Source organism: Aquimarina sp. EL_43, from assembly GCF_943422735.1.
Taxonomy (GTDB): domain Bacteria; phylum Bacteroidota; class Bacteroidia; order Flavobacteriales; family Flavobacteriaceae; genus Aquimarina; species Aquimarina megaterium.
In genome coordinates, this window is sequence record NZ_CALSBR010000001.1 from 4,381,410 (window position 1) to 4,400,933 (window position 19,524).

Consider the following 19,524-nt stretch of genomic DNA (forward strand, 5'->3'; position numbering starts at 1 on the left):
ATTTACGTAAGACTTTGCCAATAAGAAGGGTATCTTTTATATTGATTCTATGCTTTTATTGTTTTACCAAGGTATTTTCGATCCATCCAAAAAGTTCCGAAAGGGATAATAGAGCAAACTAAGACAATCATAAGTGTTTTGGTGTTCCATTGTTTTTCTGGTTTCACAAGAAATGCAAATACAATATAAATTAGAAAAAGAAATCCATGAGCCATTCCTATTATTTTATTAGGCTCTGGAGATTCGAAAATATATTTTAAAGGCATGGTTACAAAGAGAATAAGTAGGTATGAAATACCCTCAAGATAGCTGATTATTCTAAAGCTTGAAATCATAAAATTATTGGTGTTACGTTATTTTTCAGGAGTATAATTTAGTTCGAATACCTCTAGATTAAAATAGGGTATTGCAGATAGTAAATGATCAAAAATATCTGCCATTATCTGTTCATAGTTTTTCCAAACTTTGTTATTACTAAAGGCATATATTTCTAAAGGTGTTCCTTGTGCAGAAGGTGGTAATTGACGACTCATAATTGTCATTTCCTTATTGATAAACGGGTGGTTTTCTAGGTATAACTCTACATACATTCTAAAAACGCCCATGTTGGTCAGGTTTCTTCCGTTCATCAACACGCTTTTATCAATCTTAGATTCTTGATTGTAAGAGTCTATTTTTTGTTGAGTTGTAGTAAGATACCCTTCAATAAGTTCAATTTTTTTTAATTTATTGAGATCATCTTCAGATAAAAATGAAATACTCGATGTTTTGATTAACAATGCTCTTTTAATTCTTCTTCCACCAGAATTCATCATACCTCGCCAGTTTTTAAATGATTGCGATGTAAGATAATACGTTGGGATTGTAGTGATCGTTTTATCAAAATTCTGAACTTTTACCGAAGATAGGTTAATCTCGATCACATCTCCATCTGCTCCATATTTTTGCATAGTGATCCAATCCCCAATTCTCACGGTGTCATTTACTGCTACTTGTATACTTGCAACAAACCCCAGGATAGTATCTTTAAAAATTAGAAGGATAACGGCAGACATAGCTCCAAGTGCTGTTAAAAATGTCCATATTGATTTCCCCGTCATTGATGAGAATACCAGAATAGCCCCTATAAACCATACAAATATCATAAACACCTGTACATAACTGTCAATAGGTTTATCTTTAAAGGAGTCTAAAGATTTTAAAAAATCTCTAAACGTTCTAAGGATACTTCTTAAAATCCATATCGTTAAAACAATAACCATAATATTGAATAGGGTTTCCAGATATTTTTCTGCTGTAGGAAAAGCAATAAACAGCATGGGAACAATCCATATGGTTAGCGATAATGGTACTATATGTGCTAGGTAATCAAAGGTTTTATTTTTAACCAAATAATCGTCAAAAGTATTTTTAGATTTTGAAGCATAGCTTTTAAAGATCGTTACAATAACTTTTTTCATTACAAAATCTAATACAAAAAGAACAACTACCAGGATACATATCCCAATAAGAAGGTTTAAGTATTCTGCTGTATGTTCTGAAATACCTTTTGAAACCAAAAGGTTGTAAAAGTAACGGGTTAAATCTTTCATGAATATCTATTACTAAAATTCATGCAAAAATAGGATTCTAGCTTTTGATACAATACATAAAGTGAAAGATTTAACTTTTTTAAAAGATATAGAGCAAATAAGAGGGGCAGAAAAGTTTATTTTTTTGACATGTAAAGCAGAGCCGAAAGACAATCATCTTTTACTTTAGGTATGTTTCGACTCTGCTTTATATGACAGAATGGATGTTTTTTAGCTGTTATTTAAACAATCCATTCTAATTTAATTAACTATAGTTTATAGTTTAGTGATACATTAAACATAGTACCTAATTGACTAAAATGAAAACCATTATACGTCATTTGAGAATACCTTTGATTAAAAGTGATTAAATTAGAACGGGTTTTTAATTCTGCCGGATCATTAAGAAGTGCATCACCAGCAGCGTTAAGAGATTTAAATTCCCATTCTGGTAAAACGTTTAATAGATTGTTAACGTTTACAGACACAGTAAATTTATCTGTTGCATTAAAATCAATACCTAAATCCGTAACAATTTTTGGGATAAACTCAGTTTTTAAATTAGGACCTAAACCTTGTTGTCTAAATTCTGTTTTTCCGAAATATGTATTATTTAGGTTAAACCCAAATTTACCGATAATGTAATTGGTTCCCAAAATCCATTTGGTCTTAGGCCTAGAGGTAAAGAATAAAGCTTCCTGAGTTAGGTTAACGACAGATTGTCCTGCATTCGCAACAATTGCCGGATTCTTAACATCTCCATCTCTTTCGTTTTCTATTGTATAATTACCAGATAAACTAAACCCAAGAGAACCACCGGCAAGATCTATATTTTTATAATTTGCAACGACATCTATACCAGAAGTTCTGGTGTCTAATGCATTAACAAAAAAGCTTAGATCATTTAGATTATTATTATTTAGTAATTGATCAAGGTTTGTATTACCAATACTATTACCAACGGCATCGGTGGCAGTTTTTCCAATTTCGGTACTAAGTACAATTCTATCTTCAACCTGAATATTGTAATAATCAATTGTGAAGTTTATATTGTTGTTGATTTTAGCCCCAATACCTACAGTTATATTTGTAGATTCTTCTGCATCTAATTGTGGAATATCTAATAATTTTGCTTGAGGAGAAACATTATTTATTAGTCCGCCAACTTGAATTCCTGCTCCCGGAACAAAACTATACTGCGCTTTTTGAGTATAAATTTGATGAAGTGTTGGTGCTCTAAATCCTGTAGAGATAGAGGCTCTTAACGTTAATTTATCTTCTAAAAATTTGTAGCGTGAACTCAATTTCCACACAAAAGCGTCACCAAAATCACTATAATCTTCTAATCTAACTGTACCGTTAACCAAAAAATCTTCGGTAATATCATACGCTATATCCAAATATCCTCCAAAATTATAACGGTTAAAAGTTCCTGAATTTTCGGGACTATTCCCGGCAAATGAATCAGCACCACCGCCATCATACGAGGCAAGATCTCCTTCAATAATTTCAAAGGTTTCTGTTCTAAATTCTGCTCCAAAAGCAATACTGATTTTATCGGTAAGTAATTTTGCGATATCAATATTTCCTACACTATGTCTGAATCCAGTTCCTCCGGGATCAAATGATATAGGGCTATTTTCTCTATACAATTCAGAACCTTGTGTGAGTTCACCAGGATCTACAGTACCATTGTCATTAGAGTCAATCCATGTAGATGGAGAATATACCGTATTACGATTGTGGGAGTTATTTACTTTATAGGTTTGTGTGTTACCCCCAGTAGTATAACTTAGATCATAATTCCAACCATTTCTTTTAGTTTTAAAACCAATGGTTGCATTATAATCATTAAGATCTCCTTCAAAAGTAGGTACATACCCTATATATTGACCATTTGGCCCATCAGGGAAAAAATCTGCCAGATACGGAAAGTCTGTCAATGTTCTCCAATATGGAGTCCTATAATTAGCAAAACTATTTACTTTTTTATACACATAAGCGGCATTCATATAGATCTGTGTATTTTTACTGATATCATATCCACCGTTTACCAAAAATTTTGCTGCAGATGTTTCTGGTGACCCGTTAATATTTCCGGCATCTGGTTTAAGAGCCAAAAATTGATCAACATCTGCTCTTCCTTGTGTATTGGCAGCATTGATTTCTGCAAGCCTGGTAGTATGATTAGGAGTGCCTACATAGTTATCAATAAATTCTTGCTGAGCTTGCTCTGCCGTAAGACCTGTTAGTGTAGCACCCCCGTCTAAAGCTTGTCCTCCAGCATCTAAATAGCTGCTATAGCTATCTGGATTTGTGAATACAAAATCATCAAATTCCCCTTGTGCATCTACAGTTCCTGGTCTGTTAGCCAAGCTTACCTTAGAGAAATCTACAGTATAGTTAAAAAAACCTTTATCTTCTCCTATAGAACTACCATTATTTAAACTAATACCAATCGTTTCTCCGTCTCCTTCAGATGTAATTCCTGATCTAATGGTCACCGAACCTTCTTCGGGATTGTCTTTTAGAATAATATTCATCACACCTGCGATAGCATCAGAACCATATTGTGCAGATGCACCATCTCTTAATATTTCTACTCGTTTTATAGCATCTGTTGGTATTGCAGAAATATCTGAGCCGGTTTCCCCTCTTCCCGGAGAGGTTTGAGTATATAATAAAGCACTTAAGTTTTTACGTTTTCCGTTAATAAGAATTAAGGTCCTACTCGGTCCCATATTTCTAATCTCGTAAGGATCTAATAATGAAGTAGCATCATTTACTGGTGTTTGAACGGTATTAAATGATGGTATTTTATATTGTAACGCTTTATCGAATGTAATTTGACCAGTAGAAGTTAGTTCTTTTGCTGGTAATACATCAACAGGAAGCGAAGAAGTAGTATTACTTCTTGGTAGGGCTCTGGATCCTACTAAGATAATCTCTTCTAGTTCTGCTCCACTATTTAGTGAGATATTGATGATCGTTTGAGAATTTACAGATACTTCTTTAGAATTAAAGCCTACATAGCTGAAAACCAGAATGCTTTCTGGATTAACTTCGATGCTGTATTTACCATCAAAATCGGTTGTAGAACCATTACTGGTTCCTTTTTCAATAATATTTACTCCAGGTAAAGGAGAACCATCTGCATCCGAGACGACTCCAGTTACTGTCTGTTGCGAAAAGCACAGACTTGTGGATAGTACGATTAAAATAAATGCGAGTTTTTTCATGTAATAATTTGTGTTTAAATGAATGTTGGTTTAAAATGATTGTCGGCTAAATATATTTAAAAATGATAGTATTTAACATAAAGTATTATGAATTTTTCAAAATATATGTGAAAAAATCATAAAAAAATGTGTTTTTTTTACTTTGAAAACCTTAAGAATTGATACTTAAAATATGTAGTAATAGAAGTTGTTCTGGTGGGATGTTAGCCAAATTCGGCTGCTATATTTTAGGCTCAAAACGATGAGCAGATGTAGGAAAACACTATAAGTTATTATTAAGAAGATAAGAGTTATGTTGTATTTAAGAAAGTTCTAGTTTTATGTTTAAACAAGAAAAAAAGAAAGGATGTACAAATGAAAAGTAAAAAGACCGCTTTAAGCGGTCTTTTAGTATATACTTTTAGGTGTTTTGTTGTTTTAGAAATTAAAATCTAATCTAGCATAGTAATAAGCTCCACCAAATCCCATTTGAACAGCATCCCAGTATCCACCAGCTTCTGTTTCTCCGTCATTCTGTTGATCAGGATACTCATTAAAGATATTGTTTCCTCCAATAGTAAATTTTAGATTTTCTGTTAACTTGTATCCTAGATTTAGATCAGCAGTAATTTTAGCACCATATACATCTTCTGTATCTGCAAAATCGATAAGAACAATCTCACTAAAATGTGTCAAGCCAAGTCCTGCATTAAATTTGTTTTTGCTATAATTAGCATTAAAAGCAAATTTACTTTCTGGAGCAGAGGCTAATAAGAATGCTTTTTCTCTTTCTCCGAAGAAGGTAGCTTCGTCTAGGCTTCCATTGTTTACATCTTCAATAGTCATATTATTAATATTTCCGGCTAATGTTGCTGATATATTACCAAAATCAAAGTTTCCTTTCCAGGATAGTATTAAATCTAAACCAATAGTTTCTGTATCCACACCATTGGCGAAGAACTGTGCTTCTGCTACATTTGGTATTTGAGGAGCCGCAAATGTTCCTGTCAATACAATTCTATCTTTAACATTAATATAGTACCCATCTACTGTAGCTGTAAACCCTCCAAAAGTTGCTGTTGCACCTAAGGCTCCATTTAGCGCTGTTTCTTCATCGAGTTGGTCAATTCCAAAAGAAGCTGTTACAGGGCTATTATTAGCAGATAATAAGGTTTCGGTTGCAATACCCCCCTGGAAATCAGTGAACCTAAGGTTGTAATATATCTGAGCTAGGGAAGGAGCTCTAAAACCGGTACTTACAGATCCACGAATATTAATAGCTTCTGTAGCTTTAATTCTAAAAGCTAATTTACCATTAGTGGTACTTCCAAAATCACTATATTCTTCAAACCTTCCTGCAACTCCTAATAAAAAACTGTCAGAAATATCTAATTCTGCATCTGCATATATAGAAAGGTTAGACCTTGAGCGATCCACCTCGTTTGCAGGACTATATCCTGGGAACCCTTGTGACCCACCAGGCCTCAATTCTCCAGAAAGAGGATCTGTAGGCTGTGTTTGATTTGCAGGATCTGTAATCGGCAGACCATTTACATCATACGTTGCATAAGATCCTTCTTCACCAGCAAAAATTACGAAATTTTCGGTTCTGTATTCTGTACCAAAAGCAATGTTTAATCCTTTAAGGATGTTTGGATAATATCTAGAAAGGTCAAGACTGGTTGTATTTTGACTTAAACTATGTCCACCAGCATCAAAATCTGTTGGTGAAGAACCTTGTAACGATGCATTTAAAGTTCCTTTGATGAAATAGTGAAAATTATTTTTACCCCATGTATTATTAATATCAATTTTCCAACCGTCTTTGGTTTCGGTTCTAACACCGGCAGAAACAGAGTTATCGATGATATTTGATGTTATCCTTGGTGTAAAGCCATTCGAATAAATTGATGGTATCACACGCTCTCCGTCGTTACGCGTAAATGCAAAAGCGTCTGTGTCACGATAATTTCTTCCTCCAAAAGCATATATCTCAGTTTTTTCAGATATTGGGATTGCGGCATTAGCAAAGAAATTAAAACCATCTATAGCAGCTTCACCAAAACCTCTTCTGAAATCAAAACCAGGACGTAATGTTTTGTGTTTACTAAGATATTCTGTAGTAAAGTTTGCATAGCCTCTTTCTCCAATCTCTACCCCATAATTGGCAGTTATTTTTACAGATCCTCCATCAAAATTTTTATCATCAGCAATCATATTTCCATCATTTTCTGTATCCAAACGATTTCCATCGGTATTAGGTGTTCCTGCTGGAAAATCTCCTTTGGCATTCGCATTATAAGCGCCATAACTAATACTTCCTGTTAATTTATTAACATTATCTTTTAGAACAATATTAATAACACCAGCGATAGCATCAGAACCATATTGTGCAGCAGCACCGTCTCTTAAGACTTCAATTCTTTTAATAGCAGATGCAGGAATAGCATTAAGATCTGTTCCAGAGTTTCCCCTTCCACGGGTTCCAAAAACATTAATTAAAGAAGAAGAATGTCTTCTTTTTCCGTTTATTAAAACCAAAGTTTGATCTGGTCCAAGACCACGTAATGTTGCCGGGTCGATATGATCAGCTCCATCTGATCCTGATTGCTTATTTGCATTAAAAGAAGGAGCAGTATATTGCAGAAGTTCATTAATTTCTATTTTACCACTTTTGGTAATAATATCTTGCATATCGATAATATCAATTGCTACAGGAGTATCGGTTGCAGTTCTTTTTGGGCTTCTGGACCCAACCACAATAATTGTGCTTAGTGATTCTCCTTCGAGGAGGGTGACATCTATTTTTTCTTGTGTTCCTACTTCTATTTCTTGTGTCTCAAAACCAATAAAGCTAAATACAAGAATAGCATTTGCGTCTACAGCAATTGAGTAGTTTCCTTGATTATCTGTTGTCGTACCTTTTGCAGATCCTTTTTCTATAATATTTACATAAGGTAACGGAGATCCCGAAGAGTCAGTAACTGTCCCTGTTATTACTTGTTGGCTAAAGCACCAACTAGTGAATAAGCAAAATAAAATGAGTGTGATTTTTTTCATAAAAAATGTTTATTTAAGGTGATTGTGTCCTTAAATATATCTAAAAGGTTGGTATTTAGCATAAACTCTCACATGTTTTTTAATTGAATCCCTAGTTTCATTGGCGATTGCAGTTAAAAAAAAGAAGTATTAAAATTGCTTATAAAACCAAAAAAGATGAACATTATTTATAAATTAAGGGTGTAAGGATTTACGTCGATATTTTACACCCTTAAGTTTCGAAATATTTAATTACTTTTACTACTTATGCACATGGAGAATTCCATGGTAGTGCACATAAGGGAGCACTCCATTCACCACCACAAGCTAGGCAATCTTGTTCGTTTCTAGGCCATCCAGAACCCTTAATAACCTGAAGTTGTTTTCTGTTAAGTTTCTGGACTCCTTTAAAATTTAAAATTGTTTGTAACATAATTTTTGGTTTTAAGATTTATACTATGATTTTAAATCATCACCTAAATTTAGGTTTTTCAAATAAAGCTGTGCCTATTATTTATCATAAATTATTTATAAATAGAAGTTTACATAGAAAGATCTATGGTATACATCATAAAAAAACCGAATCTTATTAGAGATCCGGTTTTAATTGTAAATTAATATTGTTTAATATTTAGTTTTCTTGATATTTATATACAATTTTGGTTACCTCATCTATTTTGGAATCATACATTTCTAGGATGAAATTTTTGTTTTCATCAAAATACCCTAGACAGTTATCATTACCTCCAGAGTTCACAATATAAAGTCCCTTTCTAAGTGGTCTTACTTTAGCTACTTTATCTCCTGATTTATTTAAAAAAGTCATTATAAAACCTTTTTCATCAGCAACTTTAGTATAACCTACCATATCAGAAGTGGTTTCAAACTTTTGTACTACTACTTCATCATCTTCATAAATAGCAGATTGATTAATTTGATCTTCACCGTCAGGGCTAAACTTTATTTTGCCTTTTTTAGTAATAACTTCTTGTTTTTTAATAACTTTTTCTTCACCATTAGGCCCTTTGATACGAATCGTCTTAGTTACTGTTTCTTGTGAAGAATTTTGTTGGTCTTTTTTTTCGTCAGATTGCGCGTGGTTAACAGCGGTAAACATCAAAAATACCACTACGATTAGAGTTTTTAAAGTTTTCATTTGTGTATTTATTAGTTATAAATTTACAAAAAAACTAAAATATGCTAAAATCTAAATATCTTAATTGGTAATTTTTGCTATAAACTATTTATTAAATAATCTTATGAATCTGTACTTGTTTACTATAGATGAATAGCATTATCTTTGCACTCTTAAAAATTGGGAGCGAACTATAGAATATATCCCAACCATTATTAATATACGTACCATGAAAGCAGGAATCGTAGGGTTACCAAATGTTGGAAAATCAACATTGTTTAATTGTTTATCTAATGCAAAAGCACAAAGTGCAAATTTTCCATTTTGTACCATAGAACCCAATATTGGGGTGGTGAATGTACCAGACCCCAGGCTAGAGAAACTAGAGGAATTAGTAGTGCCCGAACGAGTAATCCCCGCAACGGTAGAAATTGTGGATATTGCAGGTTTAGTAAAAGGAGCAAGTAAAGGAGAAGGATTAGGGAATCAGTTTTTAGGCAATATTAGAGAAACAGATGCTATAATACATGTATTACGTTGTTTTGATAATGATAATATTGTTCATGTAGATGGCTCGGTAGATCCAATTAGAGATAAGGAAACGATCGATATAGAATTGCAGCTTAAAGATCTGGAAAGTGTAGAGAAAAAACTAGATAAAGTAAAAAGGGCAGCCAAAACTGGTAATAAAGAAGCACAAAAGGAAGAAGCAATTTTACTAAAACTTAGAGAAGGACTAGAAGCTGGGATATCGATTAGAGCAATCGACATCTCTGAAGATGATCATACTGCATATGTTAAACCATTACAGTTTATAACAGATAAACCAGTACTTTATGTCTGTAACGTTGATGAAGGGGCTGCGGTCGATGGAAATGATTATGTAAAAAAAGTAAAAGAAACTGTAGCATCAGAAAGAGCAGAAGTAATAGTATTAGCCGTAGGTACCGAAGCTGATATCACCGAGTTAGATGATTATGAAGAGCGCCAATTATTTTTACAGGATATGGGGTTAGAAGAAGCGGGGGCATCAGTATTAATTCGCGCAGCATATAAATTATTAAACCAGCAAACTTATTTTACTGCTGGCGAGAAAGAAGTAAGAGCATGGACGGTTAATATAGGAGCTACAGCACCACAAGCTGCAGGAGTGATTCATACCGATTTTGAGAAAGGTTTTATACGAGCAGAAGTTATTAAATACGATGATTTTGTAAAGTATGGTAGCGAATCCAAGGTGAGAGAAGCCGGAAAGCTAGGAGTAGAAGGAAAGGCATATGTCGTAAATGATGGAGATGTAATGCATTTCTTATTTAATGTATAAAAATATCTTGTTGATTTATAAAACCCTTTCTGGTATTACTAGAAAGGGTTTTTTGTTGGGTATCGTAATTAGAAAGTACTTAGATTTTTCAAAAATAACAATACTACTATTTTTGAAAAATGCAAAATAGTAAGTTATCCTCCTACGGAATTGTACTGGCAATTGTTGGTATCGTTTTATTCTCTGCAAAAGCAGTATTAGTCAAATTAGCGTATAAATTTGAAATAAGCTCAGAGCACCTATTATTGTTTAGAATGTTGTTTTCTTTACCAATATACATTGTATTGGCCTTGTATAAAAAGCCAGTCGAGAAAAATAAAATTAGAAGAATAGATTACCTGTGGATTTTATTTTTTGGGTTCGTTGGGTATTATTTAGCGAGTTATTTTGATTTCCTTGGATTGCAATACATTAAGGCAGGATTAGAACGAATAATTCTTTTTATTTACCCAACACTGGTTATTATTATTTCACGTATTTTTTTGAAGAATATAATAACGAAGCAACAACTATTGGCTATTTTGCTAACATATATAGGTGTAATCGTTACATTTTGGGGAGAGCTTCAAATTGAAACTACGCATGTCATTCTTGGTGGCACTTTGGTTTTCTTAAGTGCATTAACCTATGCTATTTATCTCGTGGGGAGCGGATGGTTAATTCCTAAGTTTGGTGTTGTAACTTTTACTTCATACGCAATGATAGTTTCATCTCTATGTATAATTATTCAATATTTGGTTTTTGATAGGCAAAATATAATGAACTATCCCTTAGAAGTATATTTTATTTGTATTGTCATGGCAGTCTTTTCTACAATTATACCTTCTTATTTGGTATCTGCAGCTATTGCTAAACTTGGGGCTTCTAATTTTTCGATTATAGCAAGTTTGGGGCCTGTATCTACAATTTTATTAGCTTATTTCCTTTTAGGAGAAAATTTGTCAATGATTCAGATAATTGGTGCTACAATAGTGATTCTTGGTGTATATGTAATCTCAAAGAAAAAATAAGATATGGTAAAATCTATTCACCTATAAAAAGTTTCAATGTTATTTTTGAGCTTTTTTCAATGTTTTTTCATTAATTTAACACTCTAATTAGTAAGTGTTTACTTACGTTGAAGGGGATTACTTTCCAAAGAAAAGATTGGATAAGTAAATTAGATTTGTAATATTTATGGGTAAAGGGGGCTTAAGGATAGTAGTACTGTACTGCTTTGTATATGTTAGTATTGTTGGTTATGGACGAATAAACGATAATATTGGTGATAACAAAGTGGCATCACTAGAGAAATCCAGTAAAGGAAAATCAAAACCGGTAGAGGTTAAAAAAGTAAACTTTGATGAAGATATATATCAAAGAGCGCTTGAAAACAATAAACAAGAAGCATATTTAGAAGAGATAGCCAGAAAAAATACTATTATTAATATACTATGGGCTAGTCTTGTTCTATTATTAATCATTTTGCTTTTATTGTATCGAAAATATAGAGTGAGGGAAAAAAATAGTGATGCCTTAAAAGAAAAAAATGAAGAGCTTATTGAAGCAAAGGCAGAAGCAGAAAAACTTACCAATACAAAATCTCAATTTATTTCTACTGTAAGTCATGAACTAAGAACTCCTCTTTATGGAGTGGTTGGGATTACCACATTATTGTTAGAAGAAAAAGATATTTCGCCAAAGCACAAGAAATTACTTAGTTCATTAAAATTTTCTGGAGACTATCTTCTGGATTTAATAAATAAAGTATTGAAAATAAGTAAGATTGAGTCTAATAATGAAAAACTTACAAAGACTCCTACAAATCTACTTAAGCTTTCTCAAAACTTATTGTATTCTTTTGATTACCAGGCAAAAAACAAGAATAATGAGCTTATTTTAGAAATACCTAATGAACTACCAGATGTACTAAATGTGGATTCTCTTAAAATATCAGAAGTTCTAATTAATCTGATCGGAAATTCATCAAAGTTTACTGAAAATGGTAAGATATGGCTTAGAATAAAAATCCTCTCTATAGAGAATGAGATGATTACCATTAGGTATGAAGTAGAAGATAATGGTGTAGGAATCCCAGAAGACAAAAAAGAGTTTGTATTCGAGAAATTTTCCCAGGTAGGTAGAGAGTTTAATAAATCTGAAGGAACAGGATTAGGTTTATCTATTGTTAAAAACCTTTTAGAGATGATGGATAGCAAAATTTATTTAGACAGTAAAGAAGGGAGAGGGACAAAGTTTCATTTTGATTTACAATTAGAAATTATAGATGAAAAGGAAGAGAAAGAAATAGATTCAAATAGCAATAACATCAATACCGTTTATAGACGAATATTGGTGGCAGAGGATAATAAAATAAATCAAATTGTTACCAAAAACCTTTTAAATATAATAGGGTATGACTGTACTATTGTAGAGAATGGCTTTAATGCTTTGCAAATGGTTAAAAAAGAAGATTTTGATCTTATCCTGATGGATTTAAATATGCCTTATCTTAATGGAACAGAAGCTACTAGACGTATACGAGAATTTAATGAGATCACACCTATTATTGCTCTTACAGCTGCAGAATTAAGTGAAGTGCAAGAAGAATGTATGGAAATAGGAATGAATGATATTATTAATAAGCCATTAAATAAGAATGATCTTAAAAACATTATAACAAAGCATTTGTTGCCTTAGTTTTTAATGAGAAGGATATATCTTATTAATAAATGAAATGACGTTTTTAACCACAATTTCTGTACTCTCTTTATGAGGTGTATGTCCAATATCAGAAATTAGTAAAGCTTCAGAGTAACCCGATGTATTTTTTACAATAGAATTTACCTGATCCAGTGTTCCATACTCATCTTTTTTGCCCTGAATTATTAGAGAAGGACATTTAATCTTAGGTAAATATTCTTCAATATTCCAGGATTGATACGTTTCAGAAAGCCATGTCTCTGTCCACATTCTAAAAACAGCTTCAGTTTTATCTCCATGGTATTTATATAGCTTTTCTTTAAGAGAAGTATTTTGATATGCAAGGACTGCCGCCTTAATACCATCAATGGTCTCTTGTTCTACAAATACATGGGCTCCTTCGGTAATAATACCTGTAATTTTTTCTGGAAACAAAGCTGCAGTTAATAAGGCAATACTACCACCATCACTATGACCAAATAATATCACATTTCTCAATCCTAGATTTTGTATTATTTTTTCTAGAATATAAGCCTCTTCTTTTAAGTAATCATTATTTCTTTTAGAAGTAATAAAAGGAGCAGATTTACCATACCCCTGGCGATCATAAGAAAGAATATTGCACTCCGTTTTTGATGCTATTTGTTTGGGGAAATCTTTCCACAATTCAATACATCCTAAAGAATCATGTAAAAAAATAATGGTTACCTTTTCTGGTGCTAGTGACTCAGGGTATTTAGAGAATTGTAACCGATGTTTATCAATTATTAAATTCAAAATAATGGTTTTGTTATAAAAAGTGCTAAAAATAAGCTAAAGTCTATGCAAATTGTATATTTTGCATCATCAAAATTGACACACTAGACATTTTTTTAAGTCTAGCTAAAGTAAATAGTTAATCCAATACAATGAAAAAAACATTAGCCAAGATTTCCATTGGTGTATTATTAATTGGTTGTGGAACCAGTAATCCTACAAATGATATAGCAACAAATGTACCTATAGCAACAGCTATAGATTTAACCCAGGTAAAAGACGATAAAGTTCCGGTTACTATAGATCCAGGACGCTTTATTCAGGATACCGTAAAATATCGTATTCCCAAAGTGGTGCAGGGTACTTATGCGGTAAGTGATTTTGGGAAATTTGTAGATGATTTCAAGGCTTTTGACTATCAGGGGAATGAAATTAAAACAGAAAAAGAAGACACCAATACATGGTTGATTGTAAATGCCAAGCAGCTTGATAAAATTAGCTACCTGGTTAATGATACTTATGATATAGAAAACACAGATGTCGGTACACCTTTCTCTCCTTCTGGGACCAATATAGAGCCAGAAAATTATGTGTTAAATCTTCATGGATTTATAGGATATTTTGATGTACTGAAAAATAATCAGTATGCATTAGAGGTAAAAGCACCATCAGAAATGAAGAGAACCTCTGCTTTACCCAATGCAGGATCAACAGTTAGTGAAGATAAAGCAGTTACTACAGATAAATATTTGGCAACACGGTATTTCGAAATTACAGATAACCCAATGATGTATGGAAATCTTGATGTCGAAGAATTTATGGTTGGGGATATCAAAATTGTGCTAAGTATATATTCTCCAAATAAAGTACATACAGCGGCTAAGATAAAAGAAACGGTATTTAAAATGATGAAAGGGCAAAAGGCATACCTTGGAGACATAAATAGTACGCCTCGTTATGATATATACTTATATTTAGCGCCTAGCACAGAAAATGCTCCTACAGGATTTGGGGCATTAGAGCATCATACATCTACAGTAGTAGTATTGCCAGAGCAAATGCCTGATGAAGCATTGGCGTCTGCAATGATTGATGTAGTTTCTCATGAATTCTTTCATATTGTAACCCCACTTAGTGTGCATTCTGAAGATGTACATTACTTCGATTATGACAAACCCACTTTTTCAAAACATTTATGGATGTATGAAGGAGTAACCGAATATTTTGCGACCTTATTTCAGGTTAATCAGGGATTGGTAGAAGAACAGGAGTTTTATGATAAAATCATGGGTAAAATTCAGAGTGCAAGTGGATTTGATGATACCATGAGTTTTACAGTAATGAGTGAAAACATATTGGATCAACCCTATGCTTCTAACTATGTTAATGTATATGAAAAAGGAGCATTAATAGGAATGTGTATCGATATTCTAATGCGTGAAGAAAGTAACGGAAATCGAGGAATTTTATCTTTAATGAAAGAATTATCTCTTAAATATGGTAAAAACAAACCTTTTAATGATGATAACATTATAGAAGAAATTACAGCAATGACTTATCCTGCTATAGGTGAGTTTTTGAAAACTCATGTTGTAGGGAAAACTCCTATTAACTATGAAGAATTCTTTAAAAAAGTTGGACTATCTGTAGAATCAGAGCGGGTAGAAACAAATTATATTCAAAACTCTGGAGTTTTAATCGTAGCCGGAAACCAAGAAAAAGGGACAATATTTTTTACAGATTTAGTTTCTGAAAATAGTTTCTGGGCAGAAAACGGCGCCAAAGCTAATGATGATATTGTAGAGGTAAATGGTACTAAATTGACATTGCAGAATGCTAATAATATATTAGGCTCAACTTTTCAATGGCAAGAAGGTGATGATATTGAAGTTAAACTTAATAGGGCAGGAGAAGAAGTTATTATTAAAACTAAAGTAACTAAATCCTTCACCAAAGGAAAAAAACTTAAAGTGATTGATAATTCTACAAAAGAGCAAACAGAGCTTAGAAAAGCTTGGTTAAAAGGGTAGGTATTTATAAAACAAAACTAAAAAAGCCCCTTGTACAAGGGGCTTTTTTAGTTTTAAATAACTTCCTCATCTTTATAAGGAATCGTATTTAAAACATATTGTATGGCTTTAATTCTTGCCTCAGTTTTACGATCAGCCTCGATAATAACCCAGGGAGAAAGTTCTGTATTCGTTTTTTCAAACATTTTAACCTTATACTTTGTATATTCTTCCCAGAGCTCTTGGGCCTTTTCATCTACCGGAGTCATTTTCCATTTTTTTAAAGGGCTTGATTTAATATCTTTAAAACGAGCAGCTTGTTCTTCTTTGGTGATAGAAAAATAAAACTTAATGAGGTATGTATCAGATTCTAATATCATTCTTTCAAAATCATTTACCTGACCCATAAATGTTGTATACTGATTTTCGCTGCAAAACCCATTAACAGGTTCTACAACCGCCCGATTATACCAGCTACGATCAAAAAGAACCATTTCTCCTGGTGTAGGTAGTTGGTTAACATAACGCTGAAAATACCATTGCCCTTCTTCTTCGCTAGTAGGTTTTGGTAATGCCACAATTCGAAAATGCCTGGGGTTTATATGAGAGGTAATTCGGCGAATTGCCCCACCTTTTCCTGCAGCATCACGACCTTCAAAAATAATTACTATTTTCTTCCTGTTTTTTATGGTCCAGTTTTGTAATTTGATAAGTTCTGCCTGTAGTTCTTTTAATTGTATTTCATATTTAACCATTCTCAATACCTTTTCAACATCGGTCTTTTTATCCATAAACAGATATTTTAGACCAATAGGAGAATTTAGTATTTCCAGATCTTCTTTAGAAAGATTAATATGTTTTGTTTTTTGAGTTGTCTTCATTCATCAAATATCTATCTGTTCAATATATCTATAATACCTTAGGATCACATTAGGATCAGGAAGTAATGTAGTTTTTGCCTTGGATTTACCTGTATAGTCAAATCTCGATAACACATATCTCATACTTTCTAAACGAGCCGTTTTCTTGCTGTTGGTTTTTACAATTACCCATGGGCTAAATGTTGTATGGGTTTTCGAGAACATTTGTTCCTTGTACTTAGTGTATTTATTCCAGAGTTGTTGCCCTTTCATATCTACAGGGCTAAATTTCCATACTTTTAATGGGTTTTGTAGTCTTGCATCAAAACGTTTTTTCTGCTCTTCTTTCGATATCGAGAACCAAAACTTGATTACTATAATTCCATCTTCATATAGCATATGTTCAAATTCGGGAACCTGTACCATAAAATTTTTATATTGTTTATTGGTACAAAACCCCATTACAGGTTCTACAACAGCACGGTTATACCAGCTACGATCAAAAAAAAACAATCTCTCCCGGATTAGGCAATTCTTTAATGTACCTTCTAAAATACCATTGCCCTTTTTCGACTTCGGTAGGTTTTGATAACGCAACAATACGCATAGAACGAGGGTTAAGATGCTCTGTAAATCGTTTTATAGATCCTCCTTTACCAGCAGCATCTCTCCCTTCAAAAATTACTGCAACGCGTAGCTTCTTTTTTGCAATCCATTGCTGAAGATTTACCAATTCTCCTTGTAGGGAACGTAATTCTTCTTCATATCGAAGTTTCTGTAATATTTTTTTGATATTGATGTTTTTTTGATCTGCAAGATTGATCAAATGTTTCCGTTTTTTGACTTGATTTAACTCTTCAAGTGTAAACATAAAGTTTGTAATTTGTTATTCTGTAAGTAGCGATTAAAGGTAAAAATAAAATGAATTTTATCGCACTATAGTAACAATTCTTTAGCATAAAAAAACTTGAAGAATATATTTATATCGTTTTTAGGGTTACACTTTCCAGAAAAACCTTTCTTTAGTTTTTGATTTTGCTCCTATTTTTTTATAAAAGTTGATAGCATCGGTATTAAAATCGGGAGTTTGCCACTGAATAATAGTACAGCCTTCTGATATAGCAAATTCTTTTACCAAAGCCATTATTTTTGTGCCAACTCCTTTTCCCCGCGTTTCTTCTTTAAGATATAAACAATCGAGATAGATATAAAAATGAGCATCCCAGGTAGAGAACTGTTTCATAAAAGTTGAATATCCCAAAAGCTCGTTATTTTGCTCTACAACAACACATTTTAAGACATTCTCTGAACCGAAAAGATATTGCAAAAGTAATGTTGCTTTCTCATTAGAATCAAAGGTTGCTTTTTCATATAGAGCATGAGCTTTACACAGTAAAACAATTTGTTTGATATCTTCTTCTTTTGCAAATCTAATAATCATAATTTCATTTTAACATGCACATTGAATTAAGGAACCTTTAGAAGGTTTGGTTCCCTGGGTGGCATATCCATCAAATTTCCACCATTCAATACCGCCGATTAATTCTTTTACTTTAAATCCAAGTTTGGCCATATGTAATGCTCCTTTGGTAGAAGCATTACAACCAATACCATCGCAATAACAAATATAAGTTTTTGTTTTATCAAGATGAGTGGTGTTTTCTGCTGTCATTTCCTGATGAGGTAGGTTAATAGCGGTCGGGATATGTTCTTTTTCATACCCAAAAGATTGTCTGGTATCGACCACTACGATATTTTCTTCTTTTTCGAGAGCATCAAATAAGTCAGAAGGATCCATTTCATAAGCTAATTTGTTTTCGTAAAATTTAATTTGATTTTCCATAATACTGTGTCTTTATTTTGTCAAATGTACTATCAATTTATAGTCTATTCCTACCAGGTTAGATGAATGATTCGAGGCTGTAATTGAAATATTTTCACATTCGTTACACTAGTATTATTGTAGCTTTGTAGGTATGGATATTAAGTATTTTAGACTCATAAAAACTATTACTGAAGAAGGTAATATTGCCAACTCATCAGAGCGATTATTTTTAACGCAATCGGCATTAAGTCATCAATTAAAAGAATTAGAAACAAGATTAGGTTTTAAAGTATTTCATAGAACAAGAAATAAATGGAAACTAACAGAAGAAGGTATAGAATTATATAAGATAGCTAATAATGTGCTTGAAACTATTGAACAGGGGTTTAATACGATCCAACAAATAAAAACAGGATCTAAAGGAAATATTAAAGTAAGTACAGAATGTTATTCTTTTTATCAGGGATTACCGGGATTCATTCAAAAAATGGGAATGCTATATCCTCAGATTGATGTAGATCTTATTCTTGAAGCGACACATCAACCGATTTCAAAACTATTATCAAACGAAATTGATATTGCTTTGGTAACTTCTATACCCGCAAATGATCGATTATCAAGTATTACATTGTTTGAGGATGAAACGTATGCTATTATGCACAAAGAACATAGGTATGGCAAAACCAAATATTTAAGTGCTAGTGACTTTGCAGATATTCATTTGATTATTCATTCTTTCCCTTTAGAAACAGTATCTGTTTATGAGCAATTCTTAAAACCCAATAACATAACACCAATAAAAATTTCTGCTATCCCGCTTACCGAAGTTTCTTTAGAAATGGTGAATGCCAATATGGGAATTATATGCATGCCGAAATGGGCATTAAAATCACTAAAAATACCTACAGATTTAATATTTAAAAGCATTGGAAAGTATGGAGTAAAACGAACCCATTATTTGGTCGTTAGAAAAGAAGATATGCATAAAAAATACATTAATGATTTTGTTTTAAGTTTTAAAGAGGAATTTCTGGGTATCTGATTTGTATTTTTTATTTAAAAACGGTCTAATTAAATGCATCAAATGGCTGCATACCAAATAATC

15 protein-coding genes and 1 pseudogene are annotated in these 19,524 nt (G+C 32.6%); 5 read left to right on the forward strand and 11 right to left on the reverse strand.

The window, feature by feature from the left end:
* Nucleotides 1-47: 47 nt before the first annotated feature.
* The 6 genes from NNL09_RS18825 to NNL09_RS18850 all read right to left on the reverse strand — a co-directional run bounded on the left by NNL09_RS18825 (nt 48) and on the right by NNL09_RS18850 (nt 8,984).
* Nucleotides 48-335: a DUF3817 domain-containing protein gene (locus NNL09_RS18825; RefSeq protein ID WP_196910285.1), complete on the reverse strand. Its 288-nt coding sequence runs from the start codon at nt 333-335 to the stop codon at nt 48-50.
* Between the two features lie 18 nt (nt 336-353).
* The gene (locus NNL09_RS18830) at nt 354-1,592 is read right to left on the reverse strand and encodes a mechanosensitive ion channel family protein (RefSeq protein WP_196910284.1); all 1,239 of its coding nucleotides are present in this window, start codon (nt 1,590-1,592) and stop codon (nt 354-356) included.
* Between the two features lie 248 nt (nt 1,593-1,840).
* Nucleotides 1,841-4,810, reverse strand: a complete 2,970-nt coding sequence (locus NNL09_RS18835) for a TonB-dependent receptor domain-containing protein (RefSeq protein ID WP_196910283.1) — start codon at nt 4,808-4,810, stop codon at nt 1,841-1,843.
* A gap of 417 nt (nt 4,811-5,227) precedes the next feature.
* On the reverse strand, nt 5,228-7,849 hold the full coding sequence (locus NNL09_RS18840; RefSeq protein WP_025663623.1) for a TonB-dependent receptor domain-containing protein: 2,622 nt from the start codon (nt 7,847-7,849) through the stop codon (nt 5,228-5,230).
* A 244-nt stretch (nt 7,850-8,093) separates the two neighbouring features.
* Nucleotides 8,094-8,261, reverse strand: a complete 168-nt coding sequence (locus NNL09_RS18845) for a hypothetical protein (protein ID WP_165944061.1) — start codon at nt 8,259-8,261, stop codon at nt 8,094-8,096.
* Between the two features lie 198 nt (nt 8,262-8,459).
* Nucleotides 8,460-8,984 (reverse strand): hypothetical protein, encoded by a 525-nt coding sequence (locus NNL09_RS18850; protein ID WP_025663624.1) that lies wholly within the window; start codon nt 8,982-8,984, stop codon nt 8,460-8,462.
* Between the two features lie 208 nt (nt 8,985-9,192).
* On the opposite strand from NNL09_RS18850, the gene ychF reads away from it, so the two are divergent.
* The 3 genes from ychF (at nt 9,193) to NNL09_RS18865 (ending at nt 12,966) form a co-directional block, all read left to right on the forward strand.
* Nucleotides 9,193-10,287 carry a redox-regulated ATPase YchF gene (gene ychF / locus NNL09_RS18855; protein ID WP_025663625.1) on the forward strand — a complete coding sequence of 365 codons (1,095 nt, stop codon included), beginning with the start codon at nt 9,193-9,195 and terminating at the stop codon, nt 10,285-10,287.
* A 119-nt stretch (nt 10,288-10,406) separates the two neighbouring features.
* Entirely contained in the window at nt 10,407-11,297 is an 891-nt protein-coding gene (locus tag NNL09_RS18860) for a DMT family transporter (RefSeq protein WP_025663626.1), read from the forward strand.
* A 166-nt stretch (nt 11,298-11,463) separates the two neighbouring features.
* Complete coding sequence (locus NNL09_RS18865) at nt 11,464-12,966, forward strand: response regulator (protein WP_196910282.1); 1,503 nt, start codon at nt 11,464-11,466, stop codon at nt 12,964-12,966.
* Nucleotides 12,967-12,969: 3 nt separating this feature from the next.
* Here NNL09_RS18865 and NNL09_RS18870 read toward each other — a convergent pair whose 3' ends face one another.
* Complete coding sequence (locus NNL09_RS18870; RefSeq protein WP_231389117.1) at nt 12,970-13,746, reverse strand: alpha/beta fold hydrolase; 777 nt, start codon at nt 13,744-13,746, stop codon at nt 12,970-12,972.
* A 131-nt stretch (nt 13,747-13,877) separates the two neighbouring features.
* Here NNL09_RS18870 and NNL09_RS18875 point away from each other — a divergent pair, with 131 nt between their 5' ends.
* On the forward strand, nt 13,878-15,755 hold the full coding sequence (locus NNL09_RS18875; RefSeq protein ID WP_196910281.1) for a peptidase M61: 1,878 nt from the start codon (nt 13,878-13,880) through the stop codon (nt 15,753-15,755).
* Between the two features lie 53 nt (nt 15,756-15,808).
* On the opposite strand, the gene ppk2 (NNL09_RS18880) is transcribed toward NNL09_RS18875, so the two are convergent.
* The 4 genes and pseudogenes from ppk2 (NNL09_RS18880) to NNL09_RS18895 form a co-directional block, all read right to left on the reverse strand.
* Nucleotides 15,809-16,615 carry a polyphosphate kinase 2 gene (gene ppk2 / locus NNL09_RS18880; protein ID WP_035094902.1) on the reverse strand — a complete coding sequence of 269 codons (807 nt, stop codon included), beginning with the start codon at nt 16,613-16,615 and terminating at the stop codon, nt 15,809-15,811.
* Between the two features lie 3 nt (nt 16,616-16,618).
* Nucleotides 16,619-17,465 (reverse strand): annotated as a pseudogene (ppk2, locus tag NNL09_RS18885) (polyphosphate kinase 2).
* Nucleotides 17,466-17,591: 126 nt separating this feature from the next.
* A complete protein-coding gene (locus NNL09_RS18890) occupies nt 17,592-18,035 on the reverse strand; it encodes a GNAT family N-acetyltransferase (protein ID WP_025663632.1) in 444 nt (147 codons plus the stop codon).
* Between the two features lie 9 nt (nt 18,036-18,044).
* Complete coding sequence (locus NNL09_RS18895) at nt 18,045-18,437, reverse strand: rhodanese-like domain-containing protein (RefSeq protein WP_196910280.1); 393 nt, start codon at nt 18,435-18,437, stop codon at nt 18,045-18,047.
* Between the two features lie 133 nt (nt 18,438-18,570).
* Here NNL09_RS18895 and NNL09_RS18900 point away from each other — a divergent pair, with 133 nt between their 5' ends.
* Nucleotides 18,571-19,461, forward strand: coding sequence for a LysR family transcriptional regulator (locus tag NNL09_RS18900; protein ID WP_025663634.1), 891 nt, complete (start codon nt 18,571-18,573; stop codon nt 19,459-19,461).
* Nucleotides 19,462-19,524: the final 63 nt, after the last annotated feature.

What these genes read in the sequence shown, in the direction of transcription:
- NNL09_RS18875 (WP_196910281.1), top strand. Translation starts at nt 13,878, where the DNA reads ATGAAAAAAACATTAGCCAAGATTTCCATTGGTGTATTATTAATTGGT.
- ychF (WP_025663625.1), top strand. Translation starts at nt 9,193, where the DNA reads ATGAAAGCAGGAATCGTAGGGTTACCAAATGTTGGAAAATCAACATTG.
- NNL09_RS18830 (WP_196910284.1), bottom strand. Translation starts at nt 1,592, where the DNA reads ATGAAAGATTTAACCCGTTACTTTTACAACCTTTTGGTTTCAAAAGGT.
- ppk2 (WP_035094902.1), bottom strand. Translation starts at nt 16,615, where the DNA reads ATGAAGACAACTCAAAAAACAAAACATATTAATCTTTCTAAAGAAGAT.
- NNL09_RS18825 (WP_196910285.1), bottom strand. Translation starts at nt 335, where the DNA reads ATGATTTCAAGCTTTAGAATAATCAGCTATCTTGAGGGTATTTCATAC.
- NNL09_RS18900 (WP_025663634.1), top strand. Translation starts at nt 18,571, where the DNA reads ATGGATATTAAGTATTTTAGACTCATAAAAACTATTACTGAAGAAGGT.
- NNL09_RS18895 (WP_196910280.1), bottom strand. Translation starts at nt 18,437, where the DNA reads ATGGAAAATCAAATTAAATTTTACGAAAACAAATTAGCTTATGAAATG.
- NNL09_RS18850 (WP_025663624.1), bottom strand. Translation starts at nt 8,984, where the DNA reads ATGAAAACTTTAAAAACTCTAATCGTAGTGGTATTTTTGATGTTTACC.
- NNL09_RS18890 (WP_025663632.1), bottom strand. Translation starts at nt 18,035, where the DNA reads ATGATTATTAGATTTGCAAAAGAAGAAGATATCAAACAAATTGTTTTA.
- NNL09_RS18865 (WP_196910282.1), top strand. Translation starts at nt 11,464, where the DNA reads ATGGGTAAAGGGGGCTTAAGGATAGTAGTACTGTACTGCTTTGTATAT.
- NNL09_RS18860 (WP_025663626.1), top strand. Translation starts at nt 10,407, where the DNA reads ATGCAAAATAGTAAGTTATCCTCCTACGGAATTGTACTGGCAATTGTT.
- NNL09_RS18840 (WP_025663623.1), bottom strand. Translation starts at nt 7,849, where the DNA reads ATGAAAAAAATCACACTCATTTTATTTTGCTTATTCACTAGTTGGTGC.
- NNL09_RS18835 (WP_196910283.1), bottom strand. Translation starts at nt 4,810, where the DNA reads ATGAAAAAACTCGCATTTATTTTAATCGTACTATCCACAAGTCTGTGC.
- NNL09_RS18845 (WP_165944061.1), bottom strand. Translation starts at nt 8,261, where the DNA reads ATGTTACAAACAATTTTAAATTTTAAAGGAGTCCAGAAACTTAACAGA.